Origin of the sequence: Shewanella sp. Choline-02u-19, from assembly GCF_002836205.1 — a bacterium.
GTDB lineage: Bacteria > Pseudomonadota > Gammaproteobacteria > Enterobacterales > Shewanellaceae > Shewanella.
The window spans coordinates 82,110-96,615 of the sequence record NZ_PJBE01000013.1 but is presented as its reverse complement, the minus strand read 5'-3'; the positions used below and the strand labels follow the sequence as shown (position 1 = coordinate 96,615).

Genomic DNA, 14,506 nt, shown 5'->3' with positions numbered 1-14,506 from the left:
TAAAATTGAAACAGTCCCATCAAGCATATGCTTTCGGCATAGGTGCGATATTGCTATGGTCAACCGTAGCGACGGCTTTTAAAATAGCCCTGACACATTACACCCCTTTACAGCTGGTATTTATTGCTGTTACGACCTCTATTGTGGCGCTCGGAACCATCCTGGTGGCACAAAATAAATTATCGCTGGTTAAGAAGCAATTTGTCAGCCGGCCACTGTTTTATTTACAAACCGGTTTGCTCAGCCCTTTCTTGTACTATTTAGTATTATTTAAAGCCTATGACCTATTACCCGCACAGCAAGCATTGTCGCTTAATTACACTTGGGCTATTTTGCTGCCTTTACTGTCAGTGCCTTTATTGGGGCAAAAGCTAAGAAAGAGTGATCTCGCTGCAGCCCTCGTTGCCTACTTGGGTGTATTTACCATTGCAACTAAAGGCAATTTGACTGGGTTTGAATTTGAAAGCACCACTGGAGTGGTTCTCGCGCTAACCAGTACGCTGCTGTGGTCTCTCTATTGGATCGTCAACACCAAAGATAAAGGTGACCCTGTGGTGAGCTTATTACTCAGCTTCCTTGTTGGGTTGCCATTTATTGTCACGGCACTGATGATGACGCAGACCCTGCCGACTTGGAATGTAGAAGGCATGTTAGCCGGTATGTATGTTGGTCTGTTTGAGATGGGTGTGACCTTTGTTCTGTGGCTTATTGCGTTGAAGAAAGCACTGCGGACCGCCAGCATTACCACACTGGTGTTTATCACTCCCGTGTTATCGATAGGCTTTATCGCTTGGATCTTGCATGAGAGTATCGAACGTTCGACTTATATAGGCTTAGGCTTGATCTTATCCGCTCTCGCACTACAGCAAGTACTTCCTAAGCTTGGCCAGTGGCGCAACAAAAAACGGGTGCCAGTGCAGTAACATCATCAGCCCCCTTTCAAATGAAGAATACAAAAACCGGCGACTATGCCGGTTTTTTATGGGTAACTCTATCGAACAGCGGTTGAATACCTTCCTGCTATAGCTTAACGACCACGATTTCACCGACGCCAACATCAACTGACAACGTAGACTCTCCGATCAAATTCTTGTTTGAATATGACTGGGCTACCAAGTTTTCTGTTACTGCTAAGTGCTTTCCCTGCTCCGAAATTGAAACTTCGCCGATACCAGAGCCAAGCTCTACCGTATTAAATAACGTTTGATGCTCAACTCTTGCACTACCGATCCCGAGCGCGATATCAATGTTACTAGACAAGCCCGTGACTTCAATGTCACCGATGCCGACCTCCAATGATAAAGCCGCTTGTTTTGGCAAATAGACTATCCATTGTTGCTCTATATTGTCTTGCTCACTTAGCGTTAAAGTAATTTCACTAGCCGTGGCAGTGGATTCAATCGATACGGCATCCAGATCGGTATCGCCCCAGAAAAATAACCAGTTAGTGTCTGCGCCCTCAACGATGACTTCAATTTTTATCTCATCGTTATCAGTGGCAATAAACTTTGCAGAACCAATGTCCATATCTAAATTAACTGACTGGCCGTTATAAGCATAAGTCTGGTTAAGCGTTCGTGTTTCTGCTGCTAAAGTGCCCGTTGATACCATCGCCACTAAAAGACCCATTGATGCCAGAATGCCTGTTGCTCTTTTAGTCTTAGTTTTTATTATCGTCATGGTAAAATCCTTTTGATGTGATTCATTTTTACTACTAACAATGAATTGCAATCTACAGGCCAACTTTAAACACGATATATATCAATAAGATAACAAAATAGAGGTTCCATGTTTATTGTAACAGTAGTCTTATACACTAATTAATCGCTATTTTTACCCGTACTGCAGCGTATATAAATAGGTGAAAAAGATAAGCTATATGGAATAGAAGGGTTTATATGGCGCGCAATACCATTGAGGTAAATAAAAAGGCCGCATTAGCGGCCTTTAAAAACCAATGAGTGATTACCCTCTTACGGTGTAATCTCCCCAAGCTAACCACTTATAGGTTGTCAGCGCTTCAAGCCCCATTGGCCCACGAGCATGTAACTTTTGCGTGCTTACAGCAACTTCAGCGCCAAGGCCGAACTCACCGCCATCAGTAAATCGGGTACTTGCATTGACGTAAACAGCTGCAGAATCTACCGCGTTCATAAATTCACTTGCGGTATGAATATTGTCAGTCAAAATGCCTTCAGAGTGGCCACTTGAATATTGACGGATATGCGCAATGGCTTCATCAAGCGTGCCAACAACTTTTATCCCCAGATTTAACGACAACCATTCGGTTGAATAGGTCTCATCTGTGGCAGCTAGCACTTGTTGCTCGTGCATCGCCATAACAGCTTGAGTTTGCTCACAGCCATAAAAGCTAACACCTTGTGTTGCCAAGTGCTTGCATAAAGCCGGGATAAAACGCTGTGCATTTTGTTGGTGCACCAATACTGTGTCCAAGGCATTACACACCGTTGGGCGCTGTACTTTGGCGTTTTCTACAACGGCAATCGCTTTTTCTAGATTGGCCTCTGCATCAACAAAAAGGTGACAGATCCCGATGCCGCCTAAAATAACCGGAATAGTCGCTTGCTCAGCACATAAGCGTTGTAAATTTTGCCCGCCTCGCGGCACGATCATATCGACATATTTATCCAGCTTTAATAAGCCTGTTACCAAACTTCTATCGGGATTATCGATAAGCTGAACACTGTCTTCAGGTAGCCCTTGCTCAACCATTGCGCTGCGAATAACTTTGCACAATGCTCTGTTTGACGCCAAGGTTTCTTTGCCGCCACGCAGTATCACTGCATTACCGGTTTTTAATGCTAAGACGGCGATATCAACGGTGACGTTCGGCCGTGCCTCATAAATAACGCCTATAACTCCCAGTGGCACGCGACGACGAGATAAGCGCAGACCATTATCAAGCACTCGGCTATCAATCTCGCTACCTACTGGATCGGTTAACCCCATCACATTATCAATATCGGCAATGACGCTGAGTAACCTATGCTCATCCATTAACAATCGATCTATCATCGCTTCAGACAAGCCGTTAGCTTGTGCCTGTTCGACATCTTTTTGATTAGCAGCAATAATGTCAGACTTTGCATAGGTTAGCTTACTGGCGATACAACGTAATAAAGCCGTTTTTTGTACGCCTGTTAAGCTCGCTAACGCGTAGCTTGCCGTTTTTGCCTTTTGGCCTAGGCTGTTTAAAAATTCACTATTATTCATAACACCACCATATCGTTGCGATGAACCACTGCATCACCGTAATCATAACCGAGCACCGACTCGATGCTATCTGAATGTTTGCCCGCTATCAGGCTTAGATCTTTAGCACTATATCGACTCATCCCTTTCGCGCAGACTTTACCGCTGGTATCAGTAAGCTCAACAGTATCGCCTCGTTGGAACTGCCCTTTTATGCCAGTAATGCCCTTAGACAGCAGGCTTCTGCCTTTATGAGTGACCGCTTCCACCGCACCGGGATCCAGTATCAATTGTCCACGCGTAGCGGGGCCCGCAAGGATCCATTGCTTGCGACTTTCTAATGGATTTTCTAAGGCGGTAAAATGGGTACCCACGGGGATTGAACACACCACTTTTTGAATAACATCTTTATGATGTCCCGACGCAATCACCACCTCAACGCCTGCTCGCCTTGCAATATCTGCCGCTTCTAGCTTAGTCGCCATTCCGCCCGTACCAAGCCCGGAGACCGCTCCACCAGCAAGCATGCGCAGGCTGTCATCGATAGTATCAACTTGCGTGATTAACTTTGCATTGGGGTCTTTGCGAGGATCTGCGTCAAACAACCCTTTTTGGTCAGTCAATAAAATAAGTATGTCGGCATCACAAAGCAAAGCTGCTCTGGCCGATAGATTATCGTTATCACCGACTTTAATTTCAGCGGTTGCGACGGCATCATTTTCATTGATGATCGGGATTATGCCATGGGCTAACAGTGCATTTAACGAGTCTCTTGCATTAAGGTAGCGCTCCCTGTCGTGCAGATCTGCTCGGGTCAATAGCAGTTGGCCAACGTGTAAACCATAAATACTGAATAACTGAGACCATGCAAGGATCAATTGGCTTTGGCCAACGGCTGCCAATAATTGCTTACTCGCGATGGTATCGGGGAGTTCGGGGTAACCTAAGTGTTCTCTTCCTGCGGCGATAGCACCAGATGTACACAGTACAACCTCGACACCAGACTTCATCAAACTGGCCATTTGACGTGCAAGTTCAACTAAATGTGCTTTGTCTAACTTACGGCTGCCCGAGGTCAGCACACTCGTTCCCAGTTTTACCACCACACGGCGATAAGCAATCTCACTTAAGTTCATTATTATCTAGCTAAAATGCATTGAATAAACCTTATACCCAATCTCGGTTTGAATTGGTAGTGAGTACCCACAAAGAGCCGTAAATAAATAAGATGAATTGGATATATCTCATATTATTGGTATTTAACCTGCCATATATGGCCAAAAGAGACGTAAATGTTAAAGCTGGCAAAAAAGCCACGCATAGTGCGATTAAACTTATTGGCATTTTTATTTCTGGCCTATCTTGAGGCAGACGATTGACCATCCGAGGGAAATACCGAGTTCGTCAAAGCTCATATCATGAGCTAAAGAAGCATAAAAAAATCCGAGACCTAGAGATAGGACTCGGATTCTTAAGCATCTAGAAGATCAGTCAACCGCTCGATAAATCATTAAATGAACGGCATTACAGTCACATGACTGACTTTCTAATGGACTCAGCTAAACGGGTAAATGTTAAGCTTCTTCGATGACTCCTTCATCACCTTTGCCCTTTGTCTTAATCATCACCAATGAGGTAATGACAGCTGTAGAGACAAGTCCCGCGATGGTTGAAATAGTGATAGGCAGCCCTGCACCTAAGGTGTGTGAGCTCAACAGGAAGCTAATCACTACCGTCGTCATGAACATGGCCGGTGCCGTACAGATCCAGTGGAACTTGTTGTGTCGCAGCAAGTATGCAGAGGCAGTCCATAGCATCATGACCGCAGTCGTTTGGTTTGCGACACCGAAGTAACGCCAGATAACACCGAAGTCAACTTGAGTCAGAATTGCACCCATGATGAATAGGGGGACGGCTAGCATTAAACGCTTAGGTAATTCAGTCTGTGGGATCTTGAAAAATTCAGCCAAGATTAAACGAGCCGAACGAAAGGCTGTATCGCCAGAGGTAATTGGCAGAACAATAACGCCCAAGATTGCCATAAAGCCACCCACAGTGCCTAGAAGCCCAGTTGATGCTTCATATACAACGTTTGCTGGGTTACCCGCCATCCCTTCGTTAAGGCCTTCAACACCACCAAAGAAAGAGAGAGCAATAGCACACCAGATAAGCGCAATGACACCCTCACCGATCATAGCGCCGAAGAAAACAAAGCGACCGTTAGTTTCACTTTCTACACAACGAGCCATTAAAGGAGACTGAGTCGCATGGAAGCCAGATACCGCACCACAGGCAATAGTAATAAACAATGCAGGCCACAAAGGCATATCATTGGGATTAAGGTTAGTCAGAAAATCACTGGCTTCGAAGCCAGGTAATAATGTGTATTCACTCGAGACCATGATGGCAATCGTCAGGCCGATTGACATAAAGAGCAGCAGCGCACCGAAGAATGGATAGAGTCTACCGATAATCTTATCGACAGGGACAATCGTAGCGATAAGATAGTAAGCAAAAATAACACCGAGGAAGATTGATACGTCCCAACCGGTAAGCTTTCCTAGTAGTCCAGCAGGCGCTGAAATAAATACCACACCGACAAGCAATAATAGGATGATGGCAAATACATTCATAAAGTGCTTAGCACCTTTACCTAAATATTTACCCGCCAGGTTTGGTACTGACTGGCCGTTATTGCGAACAGATAACATACCCGAGAAGTAGTCATGAACGGCACCAGCAAAAATACAACCAAAAACAATCCATAACATGGCAGCTGGGCCATAAAGAGCACCGAGAATAGGGCCAAATATCGGTCCCACACCTGCGATATTGAGCAGTTGAATAAGGTAGACCTTACCCTTAGACATTGGCACGAAATCAACACCGTCTGTTTTAGTAAATGCCGGTGTTTGGCGTTGAGCATTGATACCAAAGACCTTCTCTACGAAAGCCCCATAGATAAAATATCCGCCGATAAGTAGGCCGACACACATTAGAAACCACATCATAATTACACTCCCCCATTTTGAATTGCAGTCAGTGTAAAGAGGTTTGTCATTTAGAAAATGGGGAATCAGGTGAGTGGTCAAATGGAGAGGGTTAACGGTTTTATATTGACCCTGAGTGGTTTTGGCTTGTTACAGAACTGACGCTTTTTTCTGCCTAAATGTTAAACCACCTAAAAGCTGAGCTTAATAAGCGCCAGCTGCGATCGTTGCTTTCGACAAACGTTTCAATCATACGATTCGGCTAAAAAACCCAACAGACTATAGAAAACCGAATATCTGCTTCAGTGGTTTTAAGTAACGCCTTGAAACAGGCACTTTAGCGCCTGAGACTGTCGTAACTTCGGCTCCGGTTTCCTGGATCTCTATTTCAGATATTGCTTCAGGGCTTATCAGGTACTGTCGATGACATTTGATTAATGAGGTTTTTTCTTCCAGTACTTTTAAGGTCAAATGTGTATGTACTTGCTCCTTATCAGTTGCAACATTAACACCACAGAGATCGCTAAATACAAACTCTACCTCTTTAATCGATATCACCTTAAGCTTACAGCCGCTATAGCAAGGCAGATGAGTTAGCTGCTCAGGTGTAAGAATACTGACGGATCTTGGTTTAAGATCTTTTCTGACTCGATTTAATGTCTGTTGAAGCCTTTTTTCATCGATGGGTTTTAACAGATAATCGAAGGCGTGATTATCGAAGGCCTTGATGGCAAATTCATCGTAAGCGGTTACGAAAACAATACGTGGCATGATGTCGGGATCAAGCATGCCAATGAGTTCAATACCGCTGATCCTTGGCATTTGAATGTCCAGAAAAATCAACTGCGGCTTAAGCTTTGTGATCATCTGCAATGCTTCGATAGCATTACTGCATTGGCCGATGATCTCTATATCTGAGTTTTCACTCAGTAGGTCGGCTAACTCTTCTCGAGCATAATGCTCATCATCGATAATAAGTGATGTGATCACGTTTCGGTTTCCGTATATGGTAGCTTAATACTGACTCTGGTGTATTCATCTTTGCGACAATCGACATCTATACCAAATTCAGATCCAAACTGATTTTGAATTCGTTTATGAACCAAATTCATCCCCAGCCCCTCCGAATTGTTATCTAACTGGTATAGCCCTGCATTATCGATTACCTCTAATATTAATAAATCATCGCGGATCTTGCCAGTAACGCTTATAAGACCCCGTTCTAGCATATGGCTGGTACCATGCTTAACTGCATTTTCAATGATGGGTTGTAACGTAAATGCGGGAAGGCGAAAAGGGAGTAACAGTTCAGGGATATCTATCTCAACGTTTAGCTTATCGATAAAGCGTGCTTTTTCAATGGTCAGATATGAATCTATATGCTCAAGTTCGTCAGCAAGAGTCACCAGTCCAGTGGTGCGTTTGAGGTTAATTCTTAAAAATTGAGATAATTGTTGGATCAACTGCCTTGCCTTTAAGGGATCTCTTTTTGTGATGGCGGCAATGGTATTGAGCGCATTGAAGAGAAAGTGAGGATTAACTTGAGCCTGTAATAACTTCAGCTCTGCTTGAGTGAGCAGATTTTGTTGACGTTCGAAGTGACCAAATAAGATTTGGTTCGACAATAATCGACCAATTCCTTCACCCAGTGTGCGGTTAATGTTAAGAAACAGCTTATTCTTTGGCTCGTAAAGTTTAATGGTTCCAATGACCTCATTTTCATAACGAAGCGGGATCACTAAGCTGGAGCCCAGTCTACATTGTGGCGAGACAGAACAGGAGTAAGCCGTATTGACCCCATCGGCAAACATGACACAATTATTATCAATGGCATCTTGAGTTATTTTCGATGATATCGGAGTACCAGGAATATGATGGTCGGCGCCGGTCCCGACAAAGGCCAACAGGCGCTCTCTATCGGTTATCGCAACCGCTCCTACATGGGTTTCTTCAATGATTATTTGGGCTACCTGAGCACTGCTTTCTTGATTGACCCCCTTCAATAACACCCCGACGCTTCGCTCGGCTATTTTTAAAGCTTGAGTTGAGAATGTAGATGAGAGTTTGTCGAACATGGTTTTTTGATCTCTTACCATACTCATAAATAGGGCTGCACCAATAGAGTTGACTAAGAGCATTGGTAAGGCTATCTGTTTGACCAGTGCCCATGCATCATCAAAAGGTTGAGCGACGAGTAAAATCACTCCCATCTGCAGCATTTCGGCACAAAAAGTAACTAGGCAGACCAACAAAGGGGCGTAAATCAGTTCACTTTTATCTTGCCGACGTAAATAGAGACTAATTATGCCCGCTGAAAACCCTTCTAGAGTCGTAGAAATTGCGCAGGCCACATCGGTAAAACCTCCTAGGCTGTAGCGGTGTAATCCTCCGGTAAGTCCGACTAAAAAGCCTGTCACTGGACCGCCTAAAAGTCCGCCTAAGACGGCTCCCATAGCACGGGTGTTGGCAATAGCATCGTTTGTCTGCTCACCAAAGTAGGTTGCCATGATGCAAAAACCTGAAAAAATCAGGTAGATGAATATTTTGTGAGGCAAGCGGGTTGCAGCTTCTGCAAAAAACTTGAATAAAGGGGTCTTACTGACAAGATAAACCATCACCAGATAAAGGCACATCTGTTGGGTTAAAAGTAAAATCAACGACATGATAAGTATTCCAATGAGTCATTGTTGGCATTCAATAGCAAGATAGGCAGGATCTCAATTCAAATTTTGCTTGAGATCTCTCTGTGAGTGTAAGGTCAAAGTCCAACTTTCAAAAATCATTTATTAACGATATAAATAATTTATGAGACAACCTATACCGAACTCAGTAGATAGCCATTAAGTCATGGCATTAATGTTAACCCTAGGGAAAGCGATTAGCAAAGAGGCGTAAACTTTAAAGCAGGCAAAAAAAAGCCACACAAGGTGGCTTTATCATTTATCGTGTCAAATGGCAGTCACTCTTCAGCTTCCGTGACTCTTAGCCATACATAAACTTAGCCACAAACAGCGCTGCTAAAATAACCACGCCAACACTTAAATCTTTATAGCGGCCGCTCATCAACTTAATCACAGCGTAAGAGATAAAGCCCATGGCGATACCGGTAGCAATTGAAAACGTCAGTGGCATTAAAATACAGACCACGACTACGGGTGCTGCTTCGGTAATATCTTCCCATTCGACATGCACCAGTCCAGACATCATTAAAATGGCCACATAGAATAACGTTCCGGCGGTGGCGTATGCAGGCACCATCCCCGCAAGAGGTGAAATAAACAGTGACCCCAAAAAGAGTAAACCAACCACGACCGCGGTTAGGCCAGTTCTGCCGCCCGCGCTCACACCCGCCGTACTTTCAATATAACTGGTGGTGGTAGAAGTCCCGAGCATCGCCCCCGCAATAGTCGCTGTACTGTCCGCCGTTAGCGCTCTATTTAATCGTGGTAATTTACCTTTGTCATCTAAAAACCCCCCACGCTGCGCGACAGCAATTAACGTGCCTGAAGTATCAAACAGGTCGACAAATAGAAATGCGAATACCACCGACAGCATACTCACTTCGAGCACACTCGAAAGATCCATCTTCATAAAGGTAGGCATTATTGAGGGCGGCATAGCCACCACCCCTTGATACTGCACATCGCCAAATAACAGCCCAAGTCCAGTCACCGCTAAAATGCTAATAATGACCGCAGACTTCATCCCTCTATGCACCATGGCAATGATCAAGAAAAACCCAAGTACTGCCATCACCGCAGGAAATGCAGTCACATCGCCCATGGTCACCAATGTTGCAGGGCTTGCCACCACAATCCCAGCACTTTTCAAACCAATTAGCGCTAAAAACAAGCCGATACCCGCCGCAATCCCTAAGCGCAAAGACATAGGAATACTGTTCACAATCCACTCACGAATACGCACAAGTGACAGGACTAAAAAGCAGACTCCCGAAAGAAACACAGCGCCTAACGCGGTTTCCCACGAATAGCCCATTTCGCCAACAACGGTGTACGTAAAAAAGGCGTTTAAGCCCATTCCTGGCGCGAGTGCGATCGGATAGTTAGCCACTATTCCCATAATCAAGCAGCCAATAGCGGCCGCTAAACAGGTGGCCACAAACACTGCACCATGGTCCATTCCTGCATCAGCTAACATCATCGGGTTAACAAATATAATATAAGCCATGGTTAAAAAAGTGGTTAACCCGGCAATAACCTCTTGTTTTAATGACGTTTCATTTTCTTTCAGTTTGAATAGTTTTTCTAGCATGGAACAAGGTTCCTTGATTTTATGATGTAGGCACTATTGTTACGACTCATGTTAACGCACCGTTAACAAAGTCTATTTTTAGCCGATTATACGGGCAGATAATAATTCAGGCTAGCTATTTACCATACGCTAGAAGAGCCTAATTTTTATGCCCTTTTCGCATAAGTTCCCTCCAGCCTCTCTTAGCTAAAAAGCAAGGTTTCATTAATGAGTCGCTGACAATCACCATATCATCGCTGGCGTTGTATTTAGCGAAGATCCTCTACAAATTCTTACGCTAAGATTTACGGATAACCTCTGGTAAAGCATATAACCAGAAGTCACTACTTGGGATTGGGACAGTGATGCTTGATTTCGAGGCAAAGCGAGAACATTTTTTGGTTAGATTGAATACCAGAGTAAAAAACTTGAGCTTAGCTAATAACAGGCCTTGAACTGAAAATTCAATACAAAGCCATTTATGCACTCACTAACTTTTGATAACTTGTTGTTATTGCTCTGATACTTTTAGGACAATTTTACCTACGTGTTTCTTTTTCAAGAAAATGTCTTGAACCTTATTTATCTCTTTCAGTGGAAAAGTTTGTGCAATGATTGGGTTAATTTTACGTTGTTCGATATAGCTAACTAAGTTTCGGAATACTTCAGGTTCAAGCACTGTGCAGCCGAAAAAGCTTAGATCTTTTAAATACAGCGTTCTGATATCCAACTCAACCAAGGCACCTCCAATCGCACCAGACACGGCATATCGGCTGCCTGGTCTTAACAATCGTAAAAACTGCGGCCACTGCTTTCCAGCAACGAGATCGATAACGACATCAATACTGTTTTCACCTAGATTCTCGATTAAGTCAGCATCGCGTGATATGACTTGGTCAGCTCCCAGATCCAGCAGTTGTTGGTTTTTGCTTGGGCTGGTAATAGCGATAACATACGCTCCGCGAGCTTTAGCAAGCTGAATGGCTGCTGAGCCAACACCGCCAGAGGCACCAGATATCAACACTGTATCATGTGAGGTGACGTTTGCTCTGGTAAGCATATTCTCTGCTGTTGAATAAGAGCAAGGAAATGAAGCCAATTCGATATCAGTAAGAGCGCTATTCACTGCATAGGCATGCTTGGCTGTGACGACAGTATATTCAGCAAAACCTCCATCACATTCTGAGCCATAGTACCAAGGAGAGTTAAGTGGCTGACCGTGGGCTTCGCTAAGACAAGGTTCGATAAGAACTCGTTCACCTATACGTTCTTTACTGACGTTATCACCTACGGCGACTATAGCACCGCAGACATCTGCACCTTGAATACGAGGAAAAACCATCGCAGTACCAGACCAGCCTACATCAGAGCTACAACCATCCTTATTCGAGTACCAGGCAGTTCTGGTGTTGATGTCGGTATTGTTAACACCAGCAGCAGAGACACGGATCAGTACCTCATTTGAAGTGGGCGTGGGTACAGGAATATCATCACGGTATTCGAGCATTTCTGGGCCACCATGACCAACAAGCTGAATACCCTTCATTATTTTTGGAATAGTAGTCATCATGAATGTTCCTCTAAAAGTTGTAATAGCGCCTTTTGGGCTGATGTTACCGCGTTTCGCCCCAGCACGGGCCATGCGCTTGATACACCTTCATGCAGTAAAAAAAGAGCCGTTGCAAGATCTTCTCTCTGGCTTTGGAGGCCTAAGAACTGGCGAACATCTTCTTTGTGTTCTTTAACGGCTTTGTTAATAATTGGATTGTCGGGAAAGGCCGCAATAGCGCTCATAGACAGACAGCCATGTGGTGAAAATTCTTTCATCCATTGTTCAAGTTTATTAAAAATATGCACAACAGACTCAACACCACAAGCAGGCGACTCGTTAAGCAGAAAAGTGAGGTATCTTTGATGACGATACGTCAGCGCACCGACGATCATCGCTTCTTTGGACGGGTAGTGTTTGTATAGGGTTCGCAAGCTGACATTACACGCAGTCTTTAACTGAGCAACGCTCGGTTCGGCGAAACCATATTGACTGAACGCCTCTTCAAGACTAGCGGCAATTTGTTCTCTAAGCATAATGACCCTATAGGTAGAATGTTCGCTCTACCTATAGGGTAGAGTGTTCACTCTACCCCTGTCAATGCATTGTGTTAGATAATAGGGATGTACTGCTGAATTTGGCTTGCTTTGGGTACTTTCGTTCGTCACGGATAAACTGTCTGACATGAGTTATTATAGTGCAAATAGGCTGACACTATCTGGCTGTGAGTTAAAACCCTAAATGGAAAAGGGCAATACTGAGTTACCTTCAGCTCAAAACGCTCCAATTGCCTACAGTGAGCGCATGTACAAACGCAACTGAATCTCGTTGCAACTCTTTATTATAGGGAGAAAATTCCAAATTCTGTAGGGAATAGAATGGGCCTTGATTTCAACTGTCTTGGACGCATCTACACTGGGTTAGAAAAGCGCAAACCATTGGCATTTGAGCTTCATATAGGAACTTAATGAAATGATATTTCACCCGACTGACAAACTAAACTCATGACTTAAAGATAACAATCTTCCTCGTTGGAAATTTTTGATTTTCAGACAATTTCGTCAGCACGCTGAGGGTTCTACTCTTATGAAATCAAGAGCAGGTACAAGCGCTTTATCCCTTGGCTCAGGTGTGGGCGAACGCCACGACTTTGATTTAGATTTAGACAAAACAGCTGATAGAGCAGTCAAATCGTTTTGGGTCACTTCCAAGTTAGACATAAATTCACAGTAGCCTAAATGAAAACACCAATAATCAAGTGTAGATACGGCCTTGACCGTCCATGACATGGACGTCATGGTCGAGCTTCCAAGGATGGACTTGCAGCGTGTTAAGGCTGTGTCTGCAATATGCCTGCTACTTCTCGTTTAATAAACGAGAAGTAGAAGCAAAGAATTTACCCTTTGCCAAATTGTAGGCAAAAAAAATGCCAGCTCAAAGAGCTGGCAGACATATTCAAGTGTTCCAATCGGAAATCGGTTAGCGCGCTAGCGTTAATCAATGGCGTATCAACAAGGTCAATACACAACTTGCGTCTAAACACACCCAGAAGGTGCTATAAGGTTGATGGATATGGAACTACTTTAAAGGAGGGTTAGCCCTAAAAAGTCATGGCGAATAAACCGCCACGCAAAACATCTGTATTTAACCAAGAGCTTTGCGAATAAATAGTACTACTAGCTGTAAATAACATAATCATTACTCCTAAACAAAGTTGTAAAAAATACTCAAATCAATTTAATTACGGGGTTGAGTCCAATTAAACTGATGAGTCAACTTGTCGCTCGATTCCTTGGAGAATTATCCTTCCTGGATAGACTAACCTTGGTAGGCATTCACCCTAACCAAGAGTTGCTATTATAGGTTTTTGTAATTTAATTACAACTATTAATTGCGAATAATGCCAAATATAGGCTTTAAAGGTAATTTAACCACACCAATTGTGTGCCTAAGTCACAAAAACAGCTGCTTTTGTAAACCAACGCCTAAATGTTAACAGTTTAGGATCAAAAAAATTACGATTAAACAACGATAATCACTAACGCTCAACCTGATGAATTCCTGTATAGCAAACCAACAGATAAAAAAAAGCCCACTCTATGAGTGGGCAAGACGTATTCAAGTGTTCCTACTGGAAATTGGTTAACGCGCTAGCGGTAATCAATTGCAAATTGATACTCAATTCACAACTTGGTCTATAAGCACCTAAAAGGCGCGATAAAGATGATGAAAACTAAAAGCCTACAAGAAGGATTAGCCCTTGTATGCCATGGTGTATATACCACCACGCAAAGCATCTGTGTTTAACCAAAAGCTCTGCGAATAAATAGTGCTACTCATTGTAAAAGACATAATCAATACTCCTAACTAAGTTGAATTCCAAATACTATGCTTGTTGTTACAACCCATCTTGGGTTAAGCAAAGTCAACTTGTCGCTCGATTCCTTGGAGAATTATCCATCCTGGATAGACTAGCTCGATTAGGCACCTGCCTAACCAACGA

Annotated in this window: 10 protein-coding genes; 1 reads left to right on the top strand and 9 read right to left on the bottom strand. The window is 43.6% G+C overall.

What is annotated here, in order from left to right; all coding sequences use genetic code 11:
- The first annotated feature begins 5 nt into the window (after nt 1-5).
- Entirely contained in the window at nt 6-923 is a 918-nt protein-coding gene (locus CXF83_RS07280; protein ID WP_101089980.1) for a DMT family transporter, read from the top strand.
- A gap of 97 nt (nt 924-1,020) precedes the next feature.
- Here CXF83_RS07280 and CXF83_RS07275 read toward each other — a convergent pair whose 3' ends face one another.
- The 9 genes from CXF83_RS07275 to CXF83_RS07235 form a co-directional block, all read right to left on the bottom strand.
- Nucleotides 1,021-1,680, bottom strand: a complete 660-nt coding sequence (locus CXF83_RS07275) for a hypothetical protein (RefSeq protein ID WP_101089979.1) — start codon at nt 1,678-1,680, stop codon at nt 1,021-1,023.
- Between the two features lie 285 nt (nt 1,681-1,965).
- Nucleotides 1,966-3,234: a glutamate-5-semialdehyde dehydrogenase gene (locus CXF83_RS07270; RefSeq protein WP_101089978.1), complete on the bottom strand. Its 1,269-nt coding sequence runs from the start codon at nt 3,232-3,234 to the stop codon at nt 1,966-1,968.
- On the bottom strand, nt 3,231-4,349 hold the full coding sequence (gene proB, locus CXF83_RS07265) for a glutamate 5-kinase (RefSeq protein WP_101089977.1): 1,119 nt from the start codon (nt 4,347-4,349) through the stop codon (nt 3,231-3,233). Before proB ends, CXF83_RS07270 begins: the two co-directional genes overlap by 4 nt.
- Nucleotides 4,350-4,787: 438 nt before the next feature.
- A complete protein-coding gene (locus CXF83_RS07260) occupies nt 4,788-6,224 on the bottom strand; it encodes a carbon starvation CstA family protein (RefSeq protein ID WP_101089976.1) in 1,437 nt (478 codons plus the stop codon).
- A 258-nt stretch (nt 6,225-6,482) separates the two neighbouring features.
- The gene (btsR, locus tag CXF83_RS07255) at nt 6,483-7,193 is read right to left on the bottom strand and encodes a two-component system response regulator BtsR (RefSeq protein WP_101089975.1); all 711 of its coding nucleotides are present in this window, start codon (nt 7,191-7,193) and stop codon (nt 6,483-6,485) included.
- A complete protein-coding gene (locus tag CXF83_RS07250) occupies nt 7,190-8,866 on the bottom strand; it encodes a sensor histidine kinase (protein WP_101089974.1) in 1,677 nt (558 codons plus the stop codon). The genes btsR and CXF83_RS07250 overlap by 4 nt, the downstream gene beginning before the upstream one ends.
- A 319-nt stretch (nt 8,867-9,185) precedes the next feature.
- On the bottom strand, nt 9,186-10,475 hold the full coding sequence (locus CXF83_RS07245) for an NCS2 family permease (protein WP_101089973.1): 1,290 nt from the start codon (nt 10,473-10,475) through the stop codon (nt 9,186-9,188).
- Nucleotides 10,476-10,965: 490 nt separating this feature from the next.
- Nucleotides 10,966-12,021: an alcohol dehydrogenase family protein gene (locus CXF83_RS07240; RefSeq protein ID WP_198553568.1), complete on the bottom strand. Its 1,056-nt coding sequence runs from the start codon at nt 12,019-12,021 to the stop codon at nt 10,966-10,968.
- Complete coding sequence (locus tag CXF83_RS07235; protein WP_101089971.1) at nt 12,021-12,539, bottom strand: TetR/AcrR family transcriptional regulator; 519 nt, start codon at nt 12,537-12,539, stop codon at nt 12,021-12,023. Before CXF83_RS07235 ends, CXF83_RS07240 begins: the two co-directional genes overlap by 1 nt.
- Between the last annotated feature and the right edge of the window lie 1,967 nt (nt 12,540-14,506).

Excerpts from the sequence above, each read along its gene's own strand:
- CXF83_RS07240 (WP_198553568.1), bottom strand. The coding sequence starts at position 12,021 with ATGACTACTATTCCAAAAATAATGAAGGGTATTCAGCTTGTTGGTCAT.
- proB (WP_101089977.1), bottom strand. The coding sequence starts at position 4,349 with ATGAACTTAAGTGAGATTGCTTATCGCCGTGTGGTGGTAAAACTGGGA.
- CXF83_RS07275 (WP_101089979.1), bottom strand. The coding sequence starts at position 1,680 with ATGACGATAATAAAAACTAAGACTAAAAGAGCAACAGGCATTCTGGCA.
- CXF83_RS07250 (WP_101089974.1), bottom strand. The coding sequence starts at position 8,866 with ATGTCGTTGATTTTACTTTTAACCCAACAGATGTGCCTTTATCTGGTG.
- CXF83_RS07235 (WP_101089971.1), bottom strand. The coding sequence starts at position 12,539 with ATGCTTAGAGAACAAATTGCCGCTAGTCTTGAAGAGGCGTTCAGTCAA.
- CXF83_RS07270 (WP_101089978.1), bottom strand. The coding sequence starts at position 3,234 with ATGAATAATAGTGAATTTTTAAACAGCCTAGGCCAAAAGGCAAAAACG.
- CXF83_RS07260 (WP_101089976.1), bottom strand. The coding sequence starts at position 6,224 with ATGATGTGGTTTCTAATGTGTGTCGGCCTACTTATCGGCGGATATTTT.
- CXF83_RS07245 (WP_101089973.1), bottom strand. The coding sequence starts at position 10,475 with ATGCTAGAAAAACTATTCAAACTGAAAGAAAATGAAACGTCATTAAAA.